Genomic DNA, 16800 nt, shown 5'->3' on the forward strand with positions numbered 1-16800 from the left:
GACCTCGAGCGTCGCTCCGTCGAGATCGCGGCGAGTCGGGCGCGTGGCCGCGCCGGGCGGCGGCGCTCAGTCCTCGGCGTCGCGGCTGCCGAAGGCCGCGCGGATGTAGCTCCAACGCGACGTCGCCAGGTGCTTGATGACGTCGATGGTGCCGGCCTTGTTGGCGCCTTTGCCGAGCTGACCGTCGCGGTAGAGCTCCGAGGTCTTGTTGCGCTGCAGCTTGCCGCTCGAGGTCTTCGGCAGGCTGCCGGGGGCGAGCAGCACGACCTCGTCGGGCCGGAGGCCGAGGGTCTCGAGGGTCTTGGCGGCGATCTTGTCGCGCAGGTCGTCGGCGTGCGGCGTCCGGACCTCGGCGGCGACGATCACCCGCTCGCGCCCGAGCGAGGCGTCCTCGATGCCGAACGCGACCACGTTGCCGCGGCGCACGCCCTCGACCTGCGAGGCCTGCCACTCGAGGTCCTGCGGGTAGTAGTTGCGGCCGTGGATGATGATGAGGTCCTTGATCCGGCCGCACACGTAGAGCTCGCCGTCGACCAGGTAGCCGAGGTCGCCCGTGGCCAGCCAGCCGTCCTTGAGCGCCTGCAGCGTGCGCTCGGCGTCGCCCCAGTAGCCGCGCATCACGCTCGGTCCGCGCAGCTCGATCTGCCCGACCCGGCGGTCCGGCAGCGGGTTGCCCTCGGCGTCGACGATCCGCAGGTCGTGATCGGGGAATGCGCGCCCGCAGCAGACCACCTTGAGCGCGTCCGCGGAGTCGCTCGGCTTGGCCTCGCCGTGGACCAGGGCGTCGGGGTCGACCCTGTCGGCGCGCAGGTCCTCCTCCAGGCCGACGAAGGTGACCGCGAGGCTGTGCTCGGCCATGCCGTAGCACGGCAGGAACGCGGTGCGAGGGAAGCCCCAGGCGGCGAAGCGCTCGGCGAACGCGTTGAGCGTGTCGTACTGGATCGGCTCGGCGCCGCAGCCGGCCACGCGCAGGTGCGAGAGGTCGACGCCCTGCAGCTCGTGGTCCTTGATCCGCGCGGTGCACAGGCCGTAGGCGAAGTTGGGCGCGAAGCTGATGTTCGCCTTGCGCTCCGACAGCTGGCGCAGCCACATCGCCGGCCGCTTGAGGAACAGCAGCGGCGACATGAACTGGACCCCGCGCACCTTGAGCACCGCCGGCGCGAACACGAAGCCGATGAGGCCCATGTCGTGGTAGAGCGGCAGCCAGCTGAGGCCGAAAGTGTCTTCGCCGGCGTTGAGCCCGGCGCCGAGCGCGTGGACGTTGGCGATCAGGTTGGCGTGCGTCAGCGTCACGCCCTTGGGCTGCGAGGTGCTGCCCGAGGTGAACTGCAGGAACGCGACGTCGTCGGGCTTCACGTCGACGCCGATCGGCGCCGCGCGCTCGTCGACCTGCTTGACGAACGACGAGTAGACCTCGACCGCGCGCACGCTCGGCACGTTGCTCATCAGCTTGCCGAGGATCGGCCGCACCTTGCCGTCGGTGACCACCAGCGCGCAGCCGGCCTGCCGCAGGATGTGGGTGGTGTTGGCGAGGTAGCCCTCGAACTGGCCGAGGTTCATCGGCGGGTACACCGGCACCGGGATCGCGCCGGCGTACATCGCCCCGTAGATCGCCTCGACGAACTCCGACGAGTCGGGGAGGATGAGGCCGACGCGCTCGCCCTGGCGGACCCCCGCGGCCTGCAGCGCCGCGCCGAAGCGCCGGGCCCGGCGCGCCGTCTCGGCGTACGAGAAGAACTTGACCGGGTCCTTCTCCTGGACGAGGTGCGAGTAACCACCGTCGGCGCGGGCGGTCGCCGCGTCGAGGGCCTGGGTGAGCGTCTCGGGCCGCGTCATCGCCCTCAGGCCTCGCCGCGATCCTGCGCGATGACCTTGACGACCTCGCGCGCCACGTCGCCGACGGTGACCACGTGCTGGAACAGCTCCATCGGCATGGTGATGCCGAAGTGGTCCTCGAGGTCGGACACCATCTCGAAGCTCTGCATCGAGTCGAGCCGCAGGTCCTGGATCAGGTGCGACCGCTCGCTCACCGGAGAGGCTGGCTTTTCGGCCAGGTTCTCGTCGAAGTAGGCGAACATCTTGGCGAGCACGGCTTCGTAGGTGGGATTTGCGGCTTCGGTCACGGCGCTCCCCGGAGTACCGGCGGCTATATCGCAACTGGAGCGCGACCGGAAGCCGCGCGCGCGCCGGCCTCCGTTAGCGGGGTCACAGCGTGGTCTCGTACACGCGATAGGTGGCGATCGGGTAGCCGCCCATGTTCTTCACCGCGGCGTTGACCCGATCGTTGTCCTCGAGGGTCCAGCCGATCTGCCCCTCGGTCCAGCCGAGCCGCTGCGCGGCCCTGTGGGTGGCGAGGAACAGCAGCGTGTCGATGCCCTGGCCGCGGTAGGCGGCCTTGATCCCGAGCAGGATCAGCCGCCCCCCCTTGACGACCTTGCGCACCTTCAAGTCCCACAGGAGGCGCACGATCCCGAACGGGAACAGCCGGCCGTCGAGCTTCTTCAGCACCGGGTTCACGTCGAGCATCGTGATCACGAACGCGACCGGCTCGCCCTTCACCTCGGCGATGATCGGCAGCCCGGGCTCCAGCACCATCTTGAGGTCCTTGGCGATGTGCAGGTACTCCTCGCGCCCGACCGGGACGAAGCCCCAGTTCTTCTCCCACGCGTCGTTCATGATCTCGAGCGAGCGCAGGACCTCGGCGTCCCAGTCGTCGAAGCGCATGTCGCGGACGGTGATCCCGCGCCGCTTGGCGACCTTGTCGGCGATCCGCGTCACGCGCTCGGGGATCGGCCGCTGCGGGTCGATGCCCCAGTGCAGCAGGTCCTTGGCCTTCTGCAGACCTGTCCCTTGGAGCAGGCGGTCGTAGTACGGCGGGTTGTACGGCATGTTGATGCCGGGGTCGCGGTCGAAGCCCTCGACCAGCACGCCCGCGATGTAGTTCATCGACAGCTCGAACGGGCCGATCATCGCCGAGCAGCCGCGGGCCTTGAGCCACGCCCTGGCGGTGTCGACCAGCGCCTGCGCGAGCGCCGGGTCGTCGGGGCACTCGAACATGCCGAGGTAGCCAGTCTGCTGGCCGTGGAATTTCACGAAGTCTTCGTCGCGTACGGCCGCGACCCGGGCGACGTCGCGCCCGTCCTTGCGCGCGATCCAGAACGCCGCCTGCGCGTGCTTGAAGAATGGGTTCTTGTCCGGGTTCAGATAGTCCCGCCGGTCCATCAACAGCGGCGGCACCCAGCGCGGGCTCGGGTGGTGCTCCCGGTGGATGTACCAGGGCACCCGGATGAACCGCTCGACCAGCTTGCGGTCGCCGAGAGGGACTTCGATGAGCTCGAACGACATGGCGAGGCCTCAAAGCCGCACGCAGCGGCTCGTACAGCCGCGGGGCTACCGCCCGCCGCACGTCGCGTCAAGTGCGCAGAGGCCGCTCATGACGCCCGTGGGTGCATCCCCCCGCGATCGCGAGGTCGCCGCGGGCTATCCTCGTCGGCGTGGCTGCTGCGCTCGCGCGGTTTCATCGGCGACATGGCTCTTCGGTCATGTCCGAAGATGCTGCCCCGCGCCCGCGCGTCCTTCGCCGCCGGCGACCCGGACGGGCGACGGGGCGACGGCTCGCGCCGCAGCGCCCTGCCCCCGCGCGACGGCCGGCGTCGCCGCGCGGCGGTGTCAGGCTCGGGCCCGCGGGCCCGATCTTACCCTCGGCGGCTGCATCACCCCGTGGAAGCGAGTGAACCATGCGACATGTCCTTAAAACCATCCTTGCGATCGCCCCGCTCCTGCCCGCCTGCGGCGACTCGGTGCAGGGCAAAGACCCGACCGACACCGGCGGGCCGACCGGCCTCGACACGCTGAGCAGCGTCGGCAGCGAGACCTCGACCGACTCGACCGCGAGCGGCGGCGCCAGCGAGGCCGGCACCGCCACCGAGGGCGGCAGCGAGGGCTCCGCGACGGCGGTGACCGTGACCACGAGCGAGCCGCCGACCACCACCGCGACCACGGGCCCGGACGAGACCACCACGAGCACCAGCACGTCGACGACCTTCCCGATGACCAGCACCTCGCTGCCGGACACCACCGGCTTCGACCCGCCGGAGTGCGACCCGGTGATGAAGGCGACGATCCGCGACTTCCGCTCGAGCCACCCCGACTTCGAGACCTTCGGCGGCGACTCGGCCTACGAGGGCCTGGTCCAGCAGGACCTCGGGCCCGACAAGAAGCCGGTCTACGCCCACCCCGGCGGCACGCCGCAGACCACCGGGCCGGCCGAGTTCGCGCAGTGGTACAACGACACGCCGGACGTCAACATGGCGTTCGAGATCGACATCCCGCTGACCGAGGTGTCGCCGGGCCAGTTCACCTACCAGAACAACGCCTTCTTCCCCATCGACGACCAGGGCTGGGGCAACGAGGGCAACCCGCACAACTTCCACTTCACCACCGAGATCCACACCGAGTTCACCTACCAGGGCGGCGAGGTGTTCACGTTCACCGGCGACGACGACCTGTGGCTGTTCATCAACGGCAAGCTGGCGATCGACCTCGGCGGCCTCCACCCGCAGCTGACCGACACCATCGACCTCGACACCAACGCCGGCTACCTCGGGATCACGATCGGCCAGAACTACTCGATGGACATCTTCCACGCCGAGCGCCACACCAACGAGTCGAACTTCCGCATCGACACCAGCATCCAGTGCTTCGTCATCCCCGGCTAACCGAGCGGCGGGCGCCGGTCCCACGCCGCGCGAGCTCTTTGTCCGGGCGCTCCGCCGACCCACACCAGGAGCACGAACCACGCGCGGATGTCCGGCCGCGGCTCGCCTCCCTCGCGGTGCGTCGGGCTCCTGGACGGCTCCACGGACACGCAGTCCTTGAGCGGCGCGAGCGTCGATTCGACGGCCGCGAGGGCGGCCCGGGTCGCCGCGACGCGCCGCGACGGCTCGGCCTCGTCGCCGACGTAATTGCAGCGGAAGTGGACGCGGCGGTGGTCGTCGTGGGTCGGCGAGAACGTCTCGATCGACCACGTCGCCCGCAGCTGCTGCCGGGCCGCCAGCGCCACCACGTACCTTGCGACTTCACGGACGTCGATCACGCGGCGCCATCATAACTCGCCGGACGGTGGCGCGGCGCGGCGAGGGAGGATAGCGTGTCGGCCATGACCATCCTGGCCGCGGACCCCGACACCGGCGAGATGACCGATCCGCGTGACATGCAGCGGACCATCCGGCTGCTGCTGCAGGGGCACCCGGACGTGCGTCGCGTGCACGAGCTGGGCAAGCTGAAGCTCCCCCGGGGAGAGGTGTCGATCGCCGACACCGATCACTTGCACAAGCAGCCGCTGCAGCGCCGCGTACCTCGCCGCCAGCACCCGGTAACCCTGCTGTGCGGCGACGATCCGGCCGAGGTCGGCGCGGTCGTCATTCGCTTCGGCGAGGGCGAGGTCGCCAGGGTGGAGCGGGCGCAGGGCACGTTCCCCTACGCCGAGGACGACCGGCTGTGGCTCAAGGGCACGGTCGCGGCGATCTTCGACTACTCCACGGCCGGCAACCTGTACGAGCCCGAGCGCAAGCGGGTGGAGGCGCTGCTGGTGCTGCCGGACGACCAGCCGGGGGCGCTGATCGCCGTGCCGGGTCTGAGCAAGCCGTGGAACGTCGCGGTGTTCCGACCCGCGCTCGACGGCGCCACCTTTTATTCGGCGTGGTGGGCGCTTGACGCCGCGGACGAGCCGCTGGCGCTCGTCGTCGACTGCGCGCTGTTCGCCTGACGCGGCGAAGAGATCAATCTGTCCGTTCGGCCAGGTACTCGGCGGCGCGCTTGACGTAGACCGTCCAGGCGTACTCGATCCACTCGCGGTCCTTGGCGGTGAGCTGGCGGACCACCCGGAACGGGTTGCCCATCACCATCTCGCCCGAGCGCACCACCTTGCCCGGCGGGATCAGGGTGCCGGCGCCGACGAACGACCACGGCTCGACGACCGCGTTGTCGAGGACGATCGAGCCCATGCCGATCAGGCAGTCGTCGCCGATCGTGCAGCCGTGCAGGATGACCTTGTGGCCGACGGTGACGCGCGCGCCGACCCGCGTGTGCGAGATGCCCTCGGTCGCGTGGATGACGGTGCCGTCCTGGATCGAGGTGTCGGAGCCGATGACGATCGCCCCGTCGTCGCCGCGCAGCACCGCGGCCGGCCAGATCGACGCGCGCGGGCCGACGACGACGTCGCCGATCAGCGTCGCCGCCGGGTGCACGAACGCGGTCGGGGCGACCTGGGGCAGGATGCCGCGGAGCTTCTCGAGCATGCGGGCCGCAGTGCGAGCCTGGCCGAAAGGTCAGGCGAAGACCAGGAAGGCGACCACGCCGCCGCCGACGAGCAGCAGGACGAGGACGATGATCCACGCGGAGCCGCCCTCGCCCTTGTTGGTGGGCTCGGGGGGCCGGGCCGTGCGCGGGTCGGGCGGGATGGTGCGGTTGCCGGGCGGCGGGCGCTTGGGCAGCTTGTTGGCGGCGCTCGGCGACGTCTTCGGCCGGTCGTCCTTGCTGAGCCCGAGTTGGTCGACCAGCGGCGGCTCGTTCTTGTCGGGCAGCGGCTCGGTCGGGGTCGGCGACAGCGCCAGGCGGTTCGGCGTGACCCCGCCGGGCGCCGGCGTGAACACGTCGACGTCGAGCGGCTGGCTCGGGTCGATCGCCTTCGGCTCGCCGATCGCCACCACCGGCTGCGCGCCCGCGGAGGCCTCTTTCTTCTCCTCCTGGCCGAGCGAGCGGAAGTGCAGCATCTCCTCGTTGATGAGGTTGATGATGAGGTTGTTGCCGCCCGGCGAGCGCTCCTGCTGCGCCTTCGTCTCGGCCTGGCGGCGCTCGGCCTCCTGCTCCTCGCGGACCGGGCGACAGAAGTCGATCAGGTCGCGCGCCGAGACCTTGAGCCGGTGCGTGAACAGGAACCCGAGCAGCGCCTCGGCGAAGTCGTCGGCGTTCTGGTAGCGCTGCGAGATGTCCTTGTGCAGCGCCTTGAACAGCACGTGCTCGAGGTCCTCGGGCACGTTCGGGTTGTACTGGCGGATGCTCGGGACCTCGCCCGCGCGGACGAGGGCGATCGTCTCGTAGTCGTTCTTGCCGCGGAACAGCCGCCGGCCGGTCAGCATCTCGAAGCCGAGGATGCCGGCCGCGTAGAGGTCGGCGCGCGCGTCGATCTCCTCGGCGCGAGCTGCCTCCGGGGACAGGTAGCTGTACTTGCCCTTGACCACGCCCGGGTCGGTCGACTCGAGCTGCGTGGTCGCCTTGGCCAGGCCGAAGTCGGTCAGCTTGATCTCGCCGTTCCACGAGATGAGGATGTTCGGCGGCGAGATGTCGCGGTGGATGATGCCGAGCGGCCGCCCGGTCTCGCTGTCGGTGAGGCGGTGGGCGTACGACAGGCCCTTCAGCACCTCGTTGAGGATGAAGACGGTCAGCGCCACCGGCATCGGCCCGCCGCGCTTCACCTGGTGCTCGAGCAGCGTCTTCATGTTGATGCCATGGACGAAGTCCATGACGATGAAGTAGGTGCTGTCGCTCTCACCGATGTCGAAGACGGAGACGATGTTCGCGTGGGCCAGTCGCAGGCTCAGCCGCGCCTCGTCGAGGAACATGCGGACGAACCGCTGATCCTTGATGAGGCCGGGAAGGATGCGCTTGATGGCGACCTTCTTCTTGAAGCCCGCCATCGACTCGGCCTCGGCGACGTACACCTCGGCCATGCCGCCGGCGTCGAGCTTGAAGAGGGGTCGGTAGCGTTGCGAGGTCATGACGAGACGGGGTCTTCGGCGCGGGCCAGGTGGGCGGGGAAATATTCAATCTCGCGGGGCGTGCAAATCGCGGTGGCAAACCGCGAAAACGCGAGGCAGTGTAACAAAGGTTTCGGCTCCAGGGCGCGCATCATCCGGACACGGGCCCGGCGGCCGGAGCCGCCGCCGGGGGCCGGGCAGGCGGGCCGGCGGGCGTTGTCGAACTTGTCTGCGGACGCGGTGGATCGTACTGCGTGAGCACCAGGCGGACTACACCGAACCAGATGTCGCTCTCCACGGCCAGCGGGATCCGCCGCCCGTCGGTGCTCACCCAGACCCGCATTTTATACGACTTTTTTCCGGGGATTGCAGCACCGTAGCGGTCGACGCGGGTGATCACTCCCTCGAATTGTTGCACCTGGTCGGGAGCGATCCCCAGGGCCGTGCCGATCGGCGGCATCCCCTCGAACCTCACCGGCCCCTTGCCGGTGATGTCGACCCGCAGCAGCACCGTGCCGTCGAGGCCGTACGCCTTGACCTTCTCGCCGGGCTTGAGGTCGAGCGAGCGGACCCACGCCATGATCGACAGCGGGTCGAAGGTGTCGATCGGCAGGCGGCGCCGCTGCGTCGACGACCGCTCGTCGCGCTTGTCCTGGATCTCGACGAAGCCGCGGCCGAAGAACGTGGTGTTCGTCTCGCGCCGCTTGTACGAGCCGGGCAGGCCCTCGCGGCGGGTGATCGAGCCGGTCTCGAGCGGCGCGCCGGTGGTCGCGTCGACGTAGGCCGCCATGTCGTAGACGAGGGTCGTGAGCAGGGCGACGACGCCGCTGGTGCGCGCCGAGCCCTCGAGGCGCAGGCGGTCGGGCGAGCCGTTCGGCCCCGCCTCGCGCGCCACCACCCCGGCCTCGGCGATGCCGGTCGGGTTGCCGCCAAAGATGATGTCGTACTTGAAGCGCTCGCCCGGCTGCAGCGTGAAGCCGAAGTCCGGCGGCCGCGGCGACGGTCGCAGGCGCCGCGAGCGGTCGACCAGCGGCGGCCTCGCCAGCTCGCCGCTGCGACCGACCAGCGGCGACAGCCCCGGCTCGTCGCGCCCCTGCACCAGCGCGTTCGGCGGCTCGACCCGCGGCAGACGTGAACCGTCTGTGGCAAAGAAGCCGAGGTCGATCTCCGGCGCCGCCAGTCGACCCTCGGGCCGCGGCGGCGGCTCCGGCGGCGGCTCGACCCGCGGCTGCTTCGACGGGGTGATGCGAATCGCCTTGTCCGACTTGTCCGGAGTTGCGGGCGTCGCCGTCGCTGGGCTCGTGCTCGTCGTCGGTGCCGTCGTCGTCGGCGTGTCGTTCGCCGGAGCTTCGTCGCGGACAGACGTTCGTGCGTCGGCCTCACGCGCCATGCTCCAGGTCGTCACCGCCGCGGTGACGCACAGCACCGATGTAGCGAGGGCCGCGAGGGCCGCGCTCAAGGTCGCGCGTGTAGGCCGCGAGGAGGGAGGGCGCTTCGTCATGACGCGAGGCAAAGATGGTAGAGTGCCGGCCCTTTTCCGCCAACTTCAAGGAGCGCTTGAGTACCGTACTGCCAGCTCTGCCGCATCTCGTGGTGACGCAAGGCGACCCCGAGGGGATCGGTCCCGAGCTCTTGCTCCGGCTGGGTGACGCCGGCGCGCTCCGCACAGGAGATCGCGTCGTCGCCGACGGGGAGCGCCTCGCCGGGCTCGCGCGCGCCCTCGGCACCCCGTGGGCCGCCCGTGGCCACGAGGCGGTCGCGCCGCTGGTCGACGACGTGCGCGGCGGCCAGGTCGCGGCGCTGGTCCGCGGCGTCGACCTCGTGCTCGCGCAGCCCGGCGCCGCGCTGGTGACCGCGCCGATCGACAAGGCGGCCTGCAAGGCCGAGGGCTTCGCCTTCCCCGGCCACACCGAGTACCTGGCCCACCGCGCCGGCGTCGACGAGTTCGCCATGCTGATGATCGGCCCGAAGTTGCGCGTCGTGCCGGTCACGATCCACGTGCCGCTGCGGGCCGTGCCCGAGCTGCTCACGCCGGCCGCGATCGTCCGCTGCGGCAAGCTGCTGGCGCACACGCTGCTGCATCACCTCGGCCTCCCGGCGCCGCGGATCGGCGTGCTCGGCCTCAACCCGCACGCCGGCGAGCGCGGCCTGCTCGGCGACGAGGAGCAGCGCGTCATCGGCCCCGCGATCGCCGAGCTGACGGCGTGGGCCGCCGCCGAGGCGTTGCAGTGCAACTTCGTCGGCCCGCTCGCGGCCGACTCCGCGTTCGTCACCCACCTCGAGGGCGGCCTCGACGGCCTGCTCGCCATGTACCACGACCAGGGCCTGGGGCCCTTCAAGCTGCTGCACATGCGCGACGGCGTCAACATGACCCTCGGGCTCCCGTTCACCCGCACCTCGCCCGACCACGGCACCGCGCGTGACATCGCGGGCCGCGGGGTCGCCGATCCCAGCAGCATGCTGGCGGCCGTCGCCCTCGCTCGGGGACATGTACCATGAGCCAGGCATCCAAGACCCGCAAGTCCGCCGGCGCCACGCCGGCCCAGGCCGCGCCTGCGGCCGCCCCGGCGGCTCCCAAGGCATCCAGGGCCGCGGCGTCCAGGGCTGCTCCGGCGGACGCGACGGCCTCCGACGCCGCTCCTCCGGCGAAGGCCTCCAGGGCCGCGGCTTCGACCGCGTCCAGAGCTGCTTCGACCGCGGACGCGACGACCTCCGAGGTCGTTCCTCCTCCGATAGCGAAGACCTCCAGGGCCGCGTCCAGAGCTGCTGCGCCCGCGGACGCGACGACCTCCGAGGTCGTTCCTCCTCCGATAGCGAAGACCTCCAGGTCCGCGTCCAGAGCTGCTGCGCCCGCGGACGCGACGGCCATCGCTGCTCCGGCCGCGAAGGCCGCCAAAACCACTGCTTCGACCGCGACGGCCGATGCCTCCGAGGCCGTGGTTCCACCGATCACGACGACCTCCGAGGCCGCACCTCCTCCGGCCCTCGTCGCGACCCCGGCCATACCTGTCCCTCCGAACAGCATCAAGATCCGCGGCGCCCGCACGCACAACCTGCAGGGCGTCGACCTCGACCTGCCGCGCGGCAAGCTGGTGGTCCTCACCGGCCCGTCGGGCTCCGGCAAGTCGAGCCTGGCCTTCCACACCATCTTCGCCGAGGGCCAGCGCCGCTACGTCGAGAGCCTCTCGGCCAGCGCGCGCCAGTTCCTCGCCCAGCTGCCCAAGCCCGACGTCGACCTCATCGAGGGCCTGTCGCCGTCGATCGCCATCGAGCAGTCGTCGCCGGGCAAGAACCCGCGCTCGACCGTCGGCACCTCGACCGAGGTCTACGACTTCCTGCGCCTGTTGTTCGCCCGCTGCGGCGAGGTCTTCAGCTACCGCACCGGCAAGCCGATGAAGCGCCACAGCGTGGAGGACATGCTGACGGCGGTCCTCGCCCTGCCCGCGGGCACCCGCTTCAGCGTGCTCGCGCCGGTCGTGCGCGACGCCGCCGGCGACCACCACGAGCTGCTCGAGGACCTGCGCCGCCAGGGCTTCGCGCGCCTGGCCGTCGACGACACGGTGCGCGACCTCAGCAGCGAGGAGGTCAAGCTCGACCCCAAGGTCCGCCACACCATCGAGGTCTACGTCGACCGCCTCGTGCTCAAGGACAACGTCCGCGGCCGCCTCGCCGACTCGGTCGAGACGGCGCTGCGGCTGTCGAGCGGCCAGCTCAAGGTCGTCACCCTCGACGGCGAGGAGCTGCAGTTCTCCGAGCGCTTCGCCGACCTCGACCACGGCCTCGCCTACCCCGAGCTCACGCCGGGCCTGTTCTCGTTCAACAGCCCCGAGGGCGCCTGCCCCGAGTGCGACGGCCTCGGCGGCAAGCGGATCTTCGACCCGCGGCGGATCGTCCCCAACGAGCACCTCAGCATCAAGGAGGGCGCGCTGTCGGCGTGGACGCGCCGCGCCGGCAAGACCGCCAGCGCCCAGCTGCAGGCGCTCTCCGAGCACTACGGCTTCGACCTGTTCGCCCCGTGGCTCGATCTGCCCGAGGAGGTGAAGATCGCCGTCCTGCAGGGCACCGGCGGCGAGGCCATCCCCGGCCTCGCCGGCAAGAAGGCCGCCCCGTTCGAGGGCGTGGTCCCCGGCCTGCAGCGGCGCCTCCGCGAGGCCGAGGACCGCGTCGACGAGGTCGACCCCGAGGACGGCGGCGGCACGCTCGACGAGATCGCCGAGCTCATGGCCGAAGTGACATGTCCCGTGTGCCAGGGGCAGCGGCTGCGCCAGGAGGCGCGCATGGTCAAGATCGGCGGGCGCAACATCGCCGAGCTGGCGACCTTGCCGATCGAGCAGCTGGTGCCGTTCCTCGACGCGCTCGACCTCGGGCCCGAGACGGGCGAGGTGGCCGAGGCGATCCTGGGCCAGGCCAAGCAGCGGCTGCGCTTCATGCTCGAGGTCGGCCTCGGCTACCTCACCCTCGACCGCACGACGATGACGCTGTCGGGCGGCGAGGCCCAGCGGATCCGCCTGGCCACGCAGATCGGCGCGGCGCTGGTCGGCGTCACCTACATCCTCGACGAGCCGAGCATCGGCCTCCACCAGCGCGACAACGACCGCCTGATCGCCTCGCTCGTGCGCCTGCGCGACCTCGGCAACAGCGTCATCGTCGTCGAGCACGACGAGGACACCATCCGCGCCGCCGACTTCCTGGTCGACATGGGCCCCGGCGCCGGCACCCAGGGCGGGCGGGTGGTCGCCGCCGGCCCGCTGCAGGAGGTGCTGCAGAACAAGCGCTCGCTGACCGCCGCGTTCCTGACCGGGCGCATGACGATCCCGGTGCCGGAGAAGCGGCGCAGCAGCGTCGGCCCGGCGCTCTGCATCTCGCGCGCGACCGGCCACAACCTCAAGGACATCACCGTCAAGATCCCGCTCGGCGCGCTGACCTGCGTCACCGGCGTCAGCGGCTCCGGCAAGTCGAGCCTGGTGATCGACACGCTGCTGCCCGAGGCGGCGCGGCGGCTCAACGGCGCCTCGAGCTTCGGCCTCGCGCACCACTCGATCACCGGCCTCGAGCACCTCGACAAGGTCATCCACGTCGACCAGTCGCCGATCGGCCGCTCGCCGCGCTCGAACCCCGCCACCTACACCGGCCTGTTCTCCGAGCTGCGCACCCTGTACTCCAACCTCAGCGAGTCGAAGATCCGCGGCTACACGCCGTCGCGCTTCTCGTTCAACGTCAAGGGCGGCCGCTGCGAGTCGTGCCAGGGCGACGGCGTGCGCCGCATCGAGATGCACTTCCTGCCCGACGTGTACGTCACCTGCCGCAGCTGCGACGGGCGCCGCTACAACCGCGAGACCCTGGCGATCACCTACCGCGGCAAGAGCATCGCCGACGTGCTCGAGATGTCGGTCGCCGACGCCTGCGAGTTCTTCGCCAACTACCCCAACCTGCGCCGCGGCCTCGAGACCCTGCGCGACGTCGGCCTCGGCTATGTCACCCTCGGCCAGTCCGCGCTCACCCTGTCCGGCGGCGAGGCCCAGCGCATCAAGCTGGCCAAGGAGCTGGCGCGCAAGAGCACCGGCAAGACCCTCTTCATCCTCGACGAGCCGACCACCGGCCTGCACTTCGGCGACATCAAGCAGCTGCTCAGGGTCCTCGACCGCCTGGTCGACGAGGGCAACACCGTCGTCGTCATCGAGCACAACCTCGACGTCATCAAGTGCGCCGACTGGGTCGTCGACATCGGCCCCGAGGGCGGCGAGCGCGGCGGCAAGCTGCTGGCCGCCGGCTCGCCGCAGCAGGTCGCCAGGGTCAAGGACAGCGCCACCGGCCACTACCTGGCGCGCGTCCTCGGCATGGCCTGAAGGGCATGTCCTGAAGGACATGCCACGAGGAGCGCCTCACTTCTTGGTGTTGTGCTTCTCCCAGTCGTCCATCGCCGTGATGTTGCCGTCGCGCCAGATCCACTCGATCTTCTGGTAGGTCAGGCTGACCTCCTGCACCACCTGGTCGCCGGGGCCCGGCAGCAGCCGGATCGCGGCGATGCTGGCGTTCGTCAGCTTGACCGTGTACGTCACCGTCTCCGTCCCCTTGGCGTCCGCCGAGAACACGTTGAGCTCGACGGAGGTCAGCACCTCGTTGTCGAGGAACGCCTGGTGCAGCGCCGGGGTCGCCTTGCCGAGCTCCATGGTGAGCACGAGCGGCTTGTGCTGCCGCTTGCCGGTCGGCAGGCCCGAGGCCGCGTCGCGCGGCGAGACGATCTCGTGGTTCAGCGAGACGAGCGCGATCGAGTTCTCGCGGCCCTTCCTGGTCACGCTGCCCTTGATGTCCCCGACCTTCTGCCCCTTGATCCGGAGATAAGCGTTGAGCGCCGCCTCCGCCTCCGCGAACGGGGCCAGCGCGACCCCCGAGACACACGCCACCAGCGCCAGCGACCGCAACCACTGCTTGCTCGACATCGACATCGTGCTCCTGCGCGGACGAAACTCGCGCGCGCGGCACTTTATCAATAAAACGCCGGCTCTCCGTTCCCGCCAGGACGGGGGCGCCGGCGCGCTCCACCAGCCTGCGCGCGATGCCGCGGCGGTGCGCTCGCCACAGCCCTGGGGTTGCGAGTGACCACCGCGACATCTCGCTCCCGACGGGCGACCCGCCTTGTTTTTCAGACATGTCTCTAAGAACAGCACGAACCGCGAGGGCCGGCGGGCGCGATGGACGACGTCCACGCGCCGACCGGGGTCGACGCCTACTTGTCCCCCGGGCAGCCCTTCGGCTCGTTCTCCTTCTTCTTGCAGGGGTTCGAGCTCGGCGCGGGATGGTGCGGGTTGTCGCGCTGAACGAGGTCGTCGCCGTCGGACGAATCGAACCCCTTCAGGTCGGCGTCCTCGGAGGGCGCCAACTCGTCGGACCCCTGATCCAGGACGCCCGGTTCGGGGGCGAGGCCGAAGTCGATGGGCTGGCGCTGACCCGCGAGTTCCGGGCCGGCGAGCGCGACGAACACCACAAAGAGCGAATTCGGCAGCATGACGAGGCTCCTGTCGTTGAACAGCATCGTTGTCTCCTCCATCCCGCGCACAGGGCGAGATGGCGTCGAAAACATGGTTCCGAGGCCCGAGCCTGTCGAGCAAGAGTTTCCCCGATTTCGCGGGGATTGTGCGGTCCCGTCGGATCGCCGTCGCCGCTGGAGCTGCATGAAGCGACACCACAGGCACGACCATGTCCGCCGGTCCAGGTGACTGTGCGGCGCTCCACGCATTCGCGCCGACCGATCGTCTTGCGATTGGAATGTCCGACGGTCAGTCGCCCCGTGCCCCGCCGAGACGGCGCTCGCAATTGGCGGCACCCCCGTGGCCACATGGAGGGGCGGGCCGCAGCGCCCAGGCCGCGGGCTACCAGGCGCGAGAACAGCTCCCGCGCCGGAGTCCTTGCTCCTCGCATTGTCCGCGAGGCGTCGACCGTTCGCGGGCCGCTCGGCCTCCGCGTCGCCCGCTCCTGCGCTTCCGCCGGCAGGCGCGTCGGGCCGGCCGCGCGCGAAGCTCAGCCCTGCGGATTGCAGGTCACGTTGTTGATCTGCCCGCCCGCCATGTCGCTGTACGTATAGGGCGCGTTGAGCCCGTCGTAGGTGGCGATCTCGTAGGTATCGGGGTGGATGCGGAAGGCCTGGGTGCCGCCGAGGATCACCGCCCAGATGTAGCCGTCGACGTCGATCCCCACCCCGCGCGCGAGCCCGGGATTGGGCAGCAGCACCGTGTCGCCGACCATCATCGTCTCGGAGTCGACCCACCCGACCCCGCCGGCGGTCGCCTTCCACACGCGGCCCTTGAGGTCGACCGCGACGCCGCTGCCGCCGTTGCCCGGCTGATTGCCGATCTGCGAGGCCCACTGCATCGTCGCCGGGTCGTAGCGCTGGCCGCTGTCGATCCACACCCGGCCCTTGGCGTCGACCGTGATCCCGTACGAGCCGCCGTTGATGGTGTAGTACTCGAGCGTCTCGTAGTCGACGTGCACGATCGTGCCCGCCGACCAGATGTACATCCAAAAATTGTTGTCGCTGTCGACCGCCCCGCCGTACGGTCCGAACGTCCCGCCGCAGGTGATCTCCGGCATGTGGATCGTGTCCTCGACCTCGCCGGTGTCGCCGTTCAGGCGGTAGACGAAGATGCCCGGGGAGCCGTCGCACGGCCACACCGCGCCCTTGGTGCCGTTGGCGGCGGCGACCCAGATCTTCTGGTTCTCGTGCTCGCAGGTGGCCGGGTTGTAGGTGCCCGAGGTCCAGGCGATCGGCCGCTGCGTGGTGGCGTCGGGGAAGGCCGTGAACCACGCGATGCACTCCTCCTGATCGAACGGCAGCACGTTGTCCTTGCCCTGCGACGTCTCGATGACGCCGTTGCCGTTCTTGTCGCTGCAGTACTCCTCGCGCGCCCAGATCTTGGTGATCCCGCCGGCCCGGTTGGCGACTGCGACGGCCTTGCCGTCGATGCTGACCGAGGTCCGCGACGGGTTGCCGGCCTGGTCGGCGCGGGTGATGTAGCGCCCCTCCTCCTCCATGGTCCGCGTGTCGATCTTGCTGATCGTGTGCTCGCCGCTGTTGGCGATCCACACGTAGCTCCAGTCGGTGTTGCCGCACTTGGTCGCGCACGAGCCCCCCTGGTCCGGCGCCGCGACGTCGAGCTTGAGGCCGTTGGTGGTCGAAGTGCTGGCGGTCGGCTCCGCCGTCGTGCTGCCGCTGTCGGAGTCGGTCGCGCCGCCGGTGCTGGTGGTGGTCGTCGTCTGCCCGCCGCTGCCCGTCGTCGGCGTGTCCGTCGTCGTCACCGGCGCAGTGGTCGTGATCGTGGTGGTGCTCGTGTCCCCGGCCGTGGTGGCCGCTTTGTCGTCGCCGCAGCCGACGAGCGCGAGCGCCAGGGTGGAGGCGAAGACCACGGACGGATCGGTGCAGCGGACCATGAAACAAGGGTATTCTCTCGCCATGATCGGGGGCAAGTCCTCAAAAATGTCCTCGTTCGCAGGCCATTGGTTCCCAGGCCTCGGGTCGCGGATCGGGAGCAATCTGACCGAAAAGACA

The 16800-nt window shown here is 70.3% G+C and carries 14 protein-coding genes; 4 read left to right on the forward strand and 10 right to left on the reverse strand.

The window, feature by feature from the left end; translation table 11 throughout:
- Window positions 1–66: 66 nt before the first annotated feature.
- From O0S08_RS46910 to O0S08_RS46920, 3 genes are all read right to left on the reverse strand, one after another.
- Window positions 67–1836, reverse strand: a complete 1770-nt coding sequence (locus tag O0S08_RS46910) for a fatty acyl-AMP ligase (protein WP_269036066.1) — start codon at window positions 1834–1836, stop codon at window positions 67–69.
- A gap of 5 nt (window positions 1837–1841) precedes the next feature.
- On the reverse strand, window positions 1842–2123 hold the full coding sequence (locus tag O0S08_RS46915) for an acyl carrier protein (RefSeq protein ID WP_269036067.1): 282 nt from the start codon (window positions 2121–2123) through the stop codon (window positions 1842–1844).
- Window positions 2124–2205: 82 nt separating this feature from the next.
- Window positions 2206–3345 carry an N-acetyltransferase gene (locus O0S08_RS46920; RefSeq protein WP_269036068.1) on the reverse strand — a complete coding sequence of 380 codons (1140 nt, stop codon included), beginning with the start codon at window positions 3343–3345 and terminating at the stop codon, window positions 2206–2208.
- Window positions 3346–3737: 392 nt separating this feature from the next.
- Here O0S08_RS46920 and O0S08_RS46925 point away from each other — a divergent pair, with 392 nt between their 5' ends.
- A complete protein-coding gene (locus O0S08_RS46925) occupies window positions 3738–4718 on the forward strand; it encodes a fibro-slime domain-containing protein (protein WP_269036069.1) in 981 nt (326 codons plus the stop codon).
- On the opposite strand, the gene O0S08_RS46930 is transcribed toward O0S08_RS46925, so the two are convergent.
- Window positions 4715–5095 carry a hypothetical protein gene (locus O0S08_RS46930; RefSeq protein ID WP_269036070.1) on the reverse strand — a complete coding sequence of 127 codons (381 nt, stop codon included), beginning with the start codon at window positions 5093–5095 and terminating at the stop codon, window positions 4715–4717. The genes O0S08_RS46925 and O0S08_RS46930 overlap by 4 nt on opposite strands.
- 63 nt (window positions 5096–5158) lie before the next feature.
- On the opposite strand from O0S08_RS46930, the gene O0S08_RS46935 reads away from it, so the two are divergent.
- The gene (locus tag O0S08_RS46935) at window positions 5159–5767 is read left to right on the forward strand and encodes a hypothetical protein (RefSeq protein ID WP_269036071.1); all 609 of its coding nucleotides are present in this window, start codon (window positions 5159–5161) and stop codon (window positions 5765–5767) included.
- 13 nt (window positions 5768–5780) lie between these two features.
- Here O0S08_RS46935 and O0S08_RS46940 read toward each other — a convergent pair whose 3' ends face one another.
- The 3 genes from O0S08_RS46940 to O0S08_RS46950 all read right to left on the reverse strand — a co-directional run bounded on the left by O0S08_RS46940 (window position 5781) and on the right by O0S08_RS46950 (window position 9216).
- A complete protein-coding gene (locus tag O0S08_RS46940) occupies window positions 5781–6299 on the reverse strand; it encodes a gamma carbonic anhydrase family protein (protein ID WP_269036072.1) in 519 nt (172 codons plus the stop codon).
- Between the two features lie 30 nt (window positions 6300–6329).
- Entirely contained in the window at window positions 6330–7778 is a 1449-nt protein-coding gene (locus O0S08_RS46945; RefSeq protein ID WP_269036073.1) for a serine/threonine protein kinase, read from the reverse strand.
- Window positions 7779–7908: 130 nt separating this feature from the next.
- Window positions 7909–9216 carry a DUF3108 domain-containing protein gene (locus O0S08_RS46950; RefSeq protein WP_269036074.1) on the reverse strand — a complete coding sequence of 436 codons (1308 nt, stop codon included), beginning with the start codon at window positions 9214–9216 and terminating at the stop codon, window positions 7909–7911.
- 131 nt (window positions 9217–9347) lie between these two features.
- Between O0S08_RS46950 and pdxA the strand changes: the two genes are divergently transcribed.
- Both pdxA and uvrA read left to right on the forward strand, forming a co-directional pair.
- Complete coding sequence (gene pdxA, locus O0S08_RS46955; protein ID WP_269036075.1) at window positions 9348–10256, forward strand: 4-hydroxythreonine-4-phosphate dehydrogenase PdxA; 909 nt, start codon at window positions 9348–9350, stop codon at window positions 10254–10256.
- A 437-nt stretch (window positions 10257–10693) separates the two neighbouring features.
- Window positions 10694–13603, forward strand: a complete 2910-nt coding sequence (uvrA, locus tag O0S08_RS46960) for an excinuclease ABC subunit UvrA (protein WP_269036076.1) — start codon at window positions 10694–10696, stop codon at window positions 13601–13603.
- 36 nt (window positions 13604–13639) lie between these two features.
- Here uvrA and tssD read toward each other — a convergent pair whose 3' ends face one another.
- The 3 genes from tssD to O0S08_RS46975 form a co-directional block, all read right to left on the reverse strand.
- The gene (tssD, locus tag O0S08_RS46965) at window positions 13640–14197 is read right to left on the reverse strand and encodes a type VI secretion system tube protein TssD (RefSeq protein ID WP_269036077.1); all 558 of its coding nucleotides are present in this window, start codon (window positions 14195–14197) and stop codon (window positions 13640–13642) included.
- 287 nt (window positions 14198–14484) lie between these two features.
- Entirely contained in the window at window positions 14485–14790 is a 306-nt protein-coding gene (locus O0S08_RS46970) for a hypothetical protein (protein WP_269036078.1), read from the reverse strand.
- A gap of 485 nt (window positions 14791–15275) precedes the next feature.
- On the reverse strand, window positions 15276–16682 hold the full coding sequence (locus O0S08_RS46975; RefSeq protein WP_269036079.1) for an NHL repeat-containing protein: 1407 nt from the start codon (window positions 16680–16682) through the stop codon (window positions 15276–15278).
- Between the last annotated feature and the right edge of the window lie 118 nt (window positions 16683–16800).

Source organism: Nannocystis punicea, from assembly GCF_026965555.1.
Taxonomy (GTDB): domain Bacteria; phylum Myxococcota_A; class Polyangia; order Nannocystales; family Nannocystaceae; genus Nannocystis; species Nannocystis punicea.

Bases quoted from the DNA above. Each gene is read 5' to 3' on its own strand.
- O0S08_RS46935 (WP_269036071.1), top strand. From the start codon at position 5,159: ATGACCATCCTGGCCGCGGACCCCGACACCGGCGAGATGACCGATCCG.
- O0S08_RS46910 (WP_269036066.1), bottom strand. From the start codon at position 1,836: ATGACGCGGCCCGAGACGCTCACCCAGGCCCTCGACGCGGCGACCGCC.
- O0S08_RS46940 (WP_269036072.1), bottom strand. From the start codon at position 6,299: ATGCTCGAGAAGCTCCGCGGCATCCTGCCCCAGGTCGCCCCGACCGCG.
- O0S08_RS46920 (WP_269036068.1), bottom strand. From the start codon at position 3,345: ATGTCGTTCGAGCTCATCGAAGTCCCTCTCGGCGACCGCAAGCTGGTC.
- O0S08_RS46975 (WP_269036079.1), bottom strand. From the start codon at position 16,682: ATGGTCCGCTGCACCGATCCGTCCGTGGTCTTCGCCTCCACCCTGGCG.
- O0S08_RS46970 (WP_269036078.1), bottom strand. From the start codon at position 14,790: ATGCTGTTCAACGACAGGAGCCTCGTCATGCTGCCGAATTCGCTCTTT.
- O0S08_RS46925 (WP_269036069.1), top strand. From the start codon at position 3,738: ATGCGACATGTCCTTAAAACCATCCTTGCGATCGCCCCGCTCCTGCCC.
- tssD (WP_269036077.1), bottom strand. From the start codon at position 14,197: ATGTCGAGCAAGCAGTGGTTGCGGTCGCTGGCGCTGGTGGCGTGTGTC.
- O0S08_RS46945 (WP_269036073.1), bottom strand. From the start codon at position 7,778: ATGACCTCGCAACGCTACCGACCCCTCTTCAAGCTCGACGCCGGCGGC.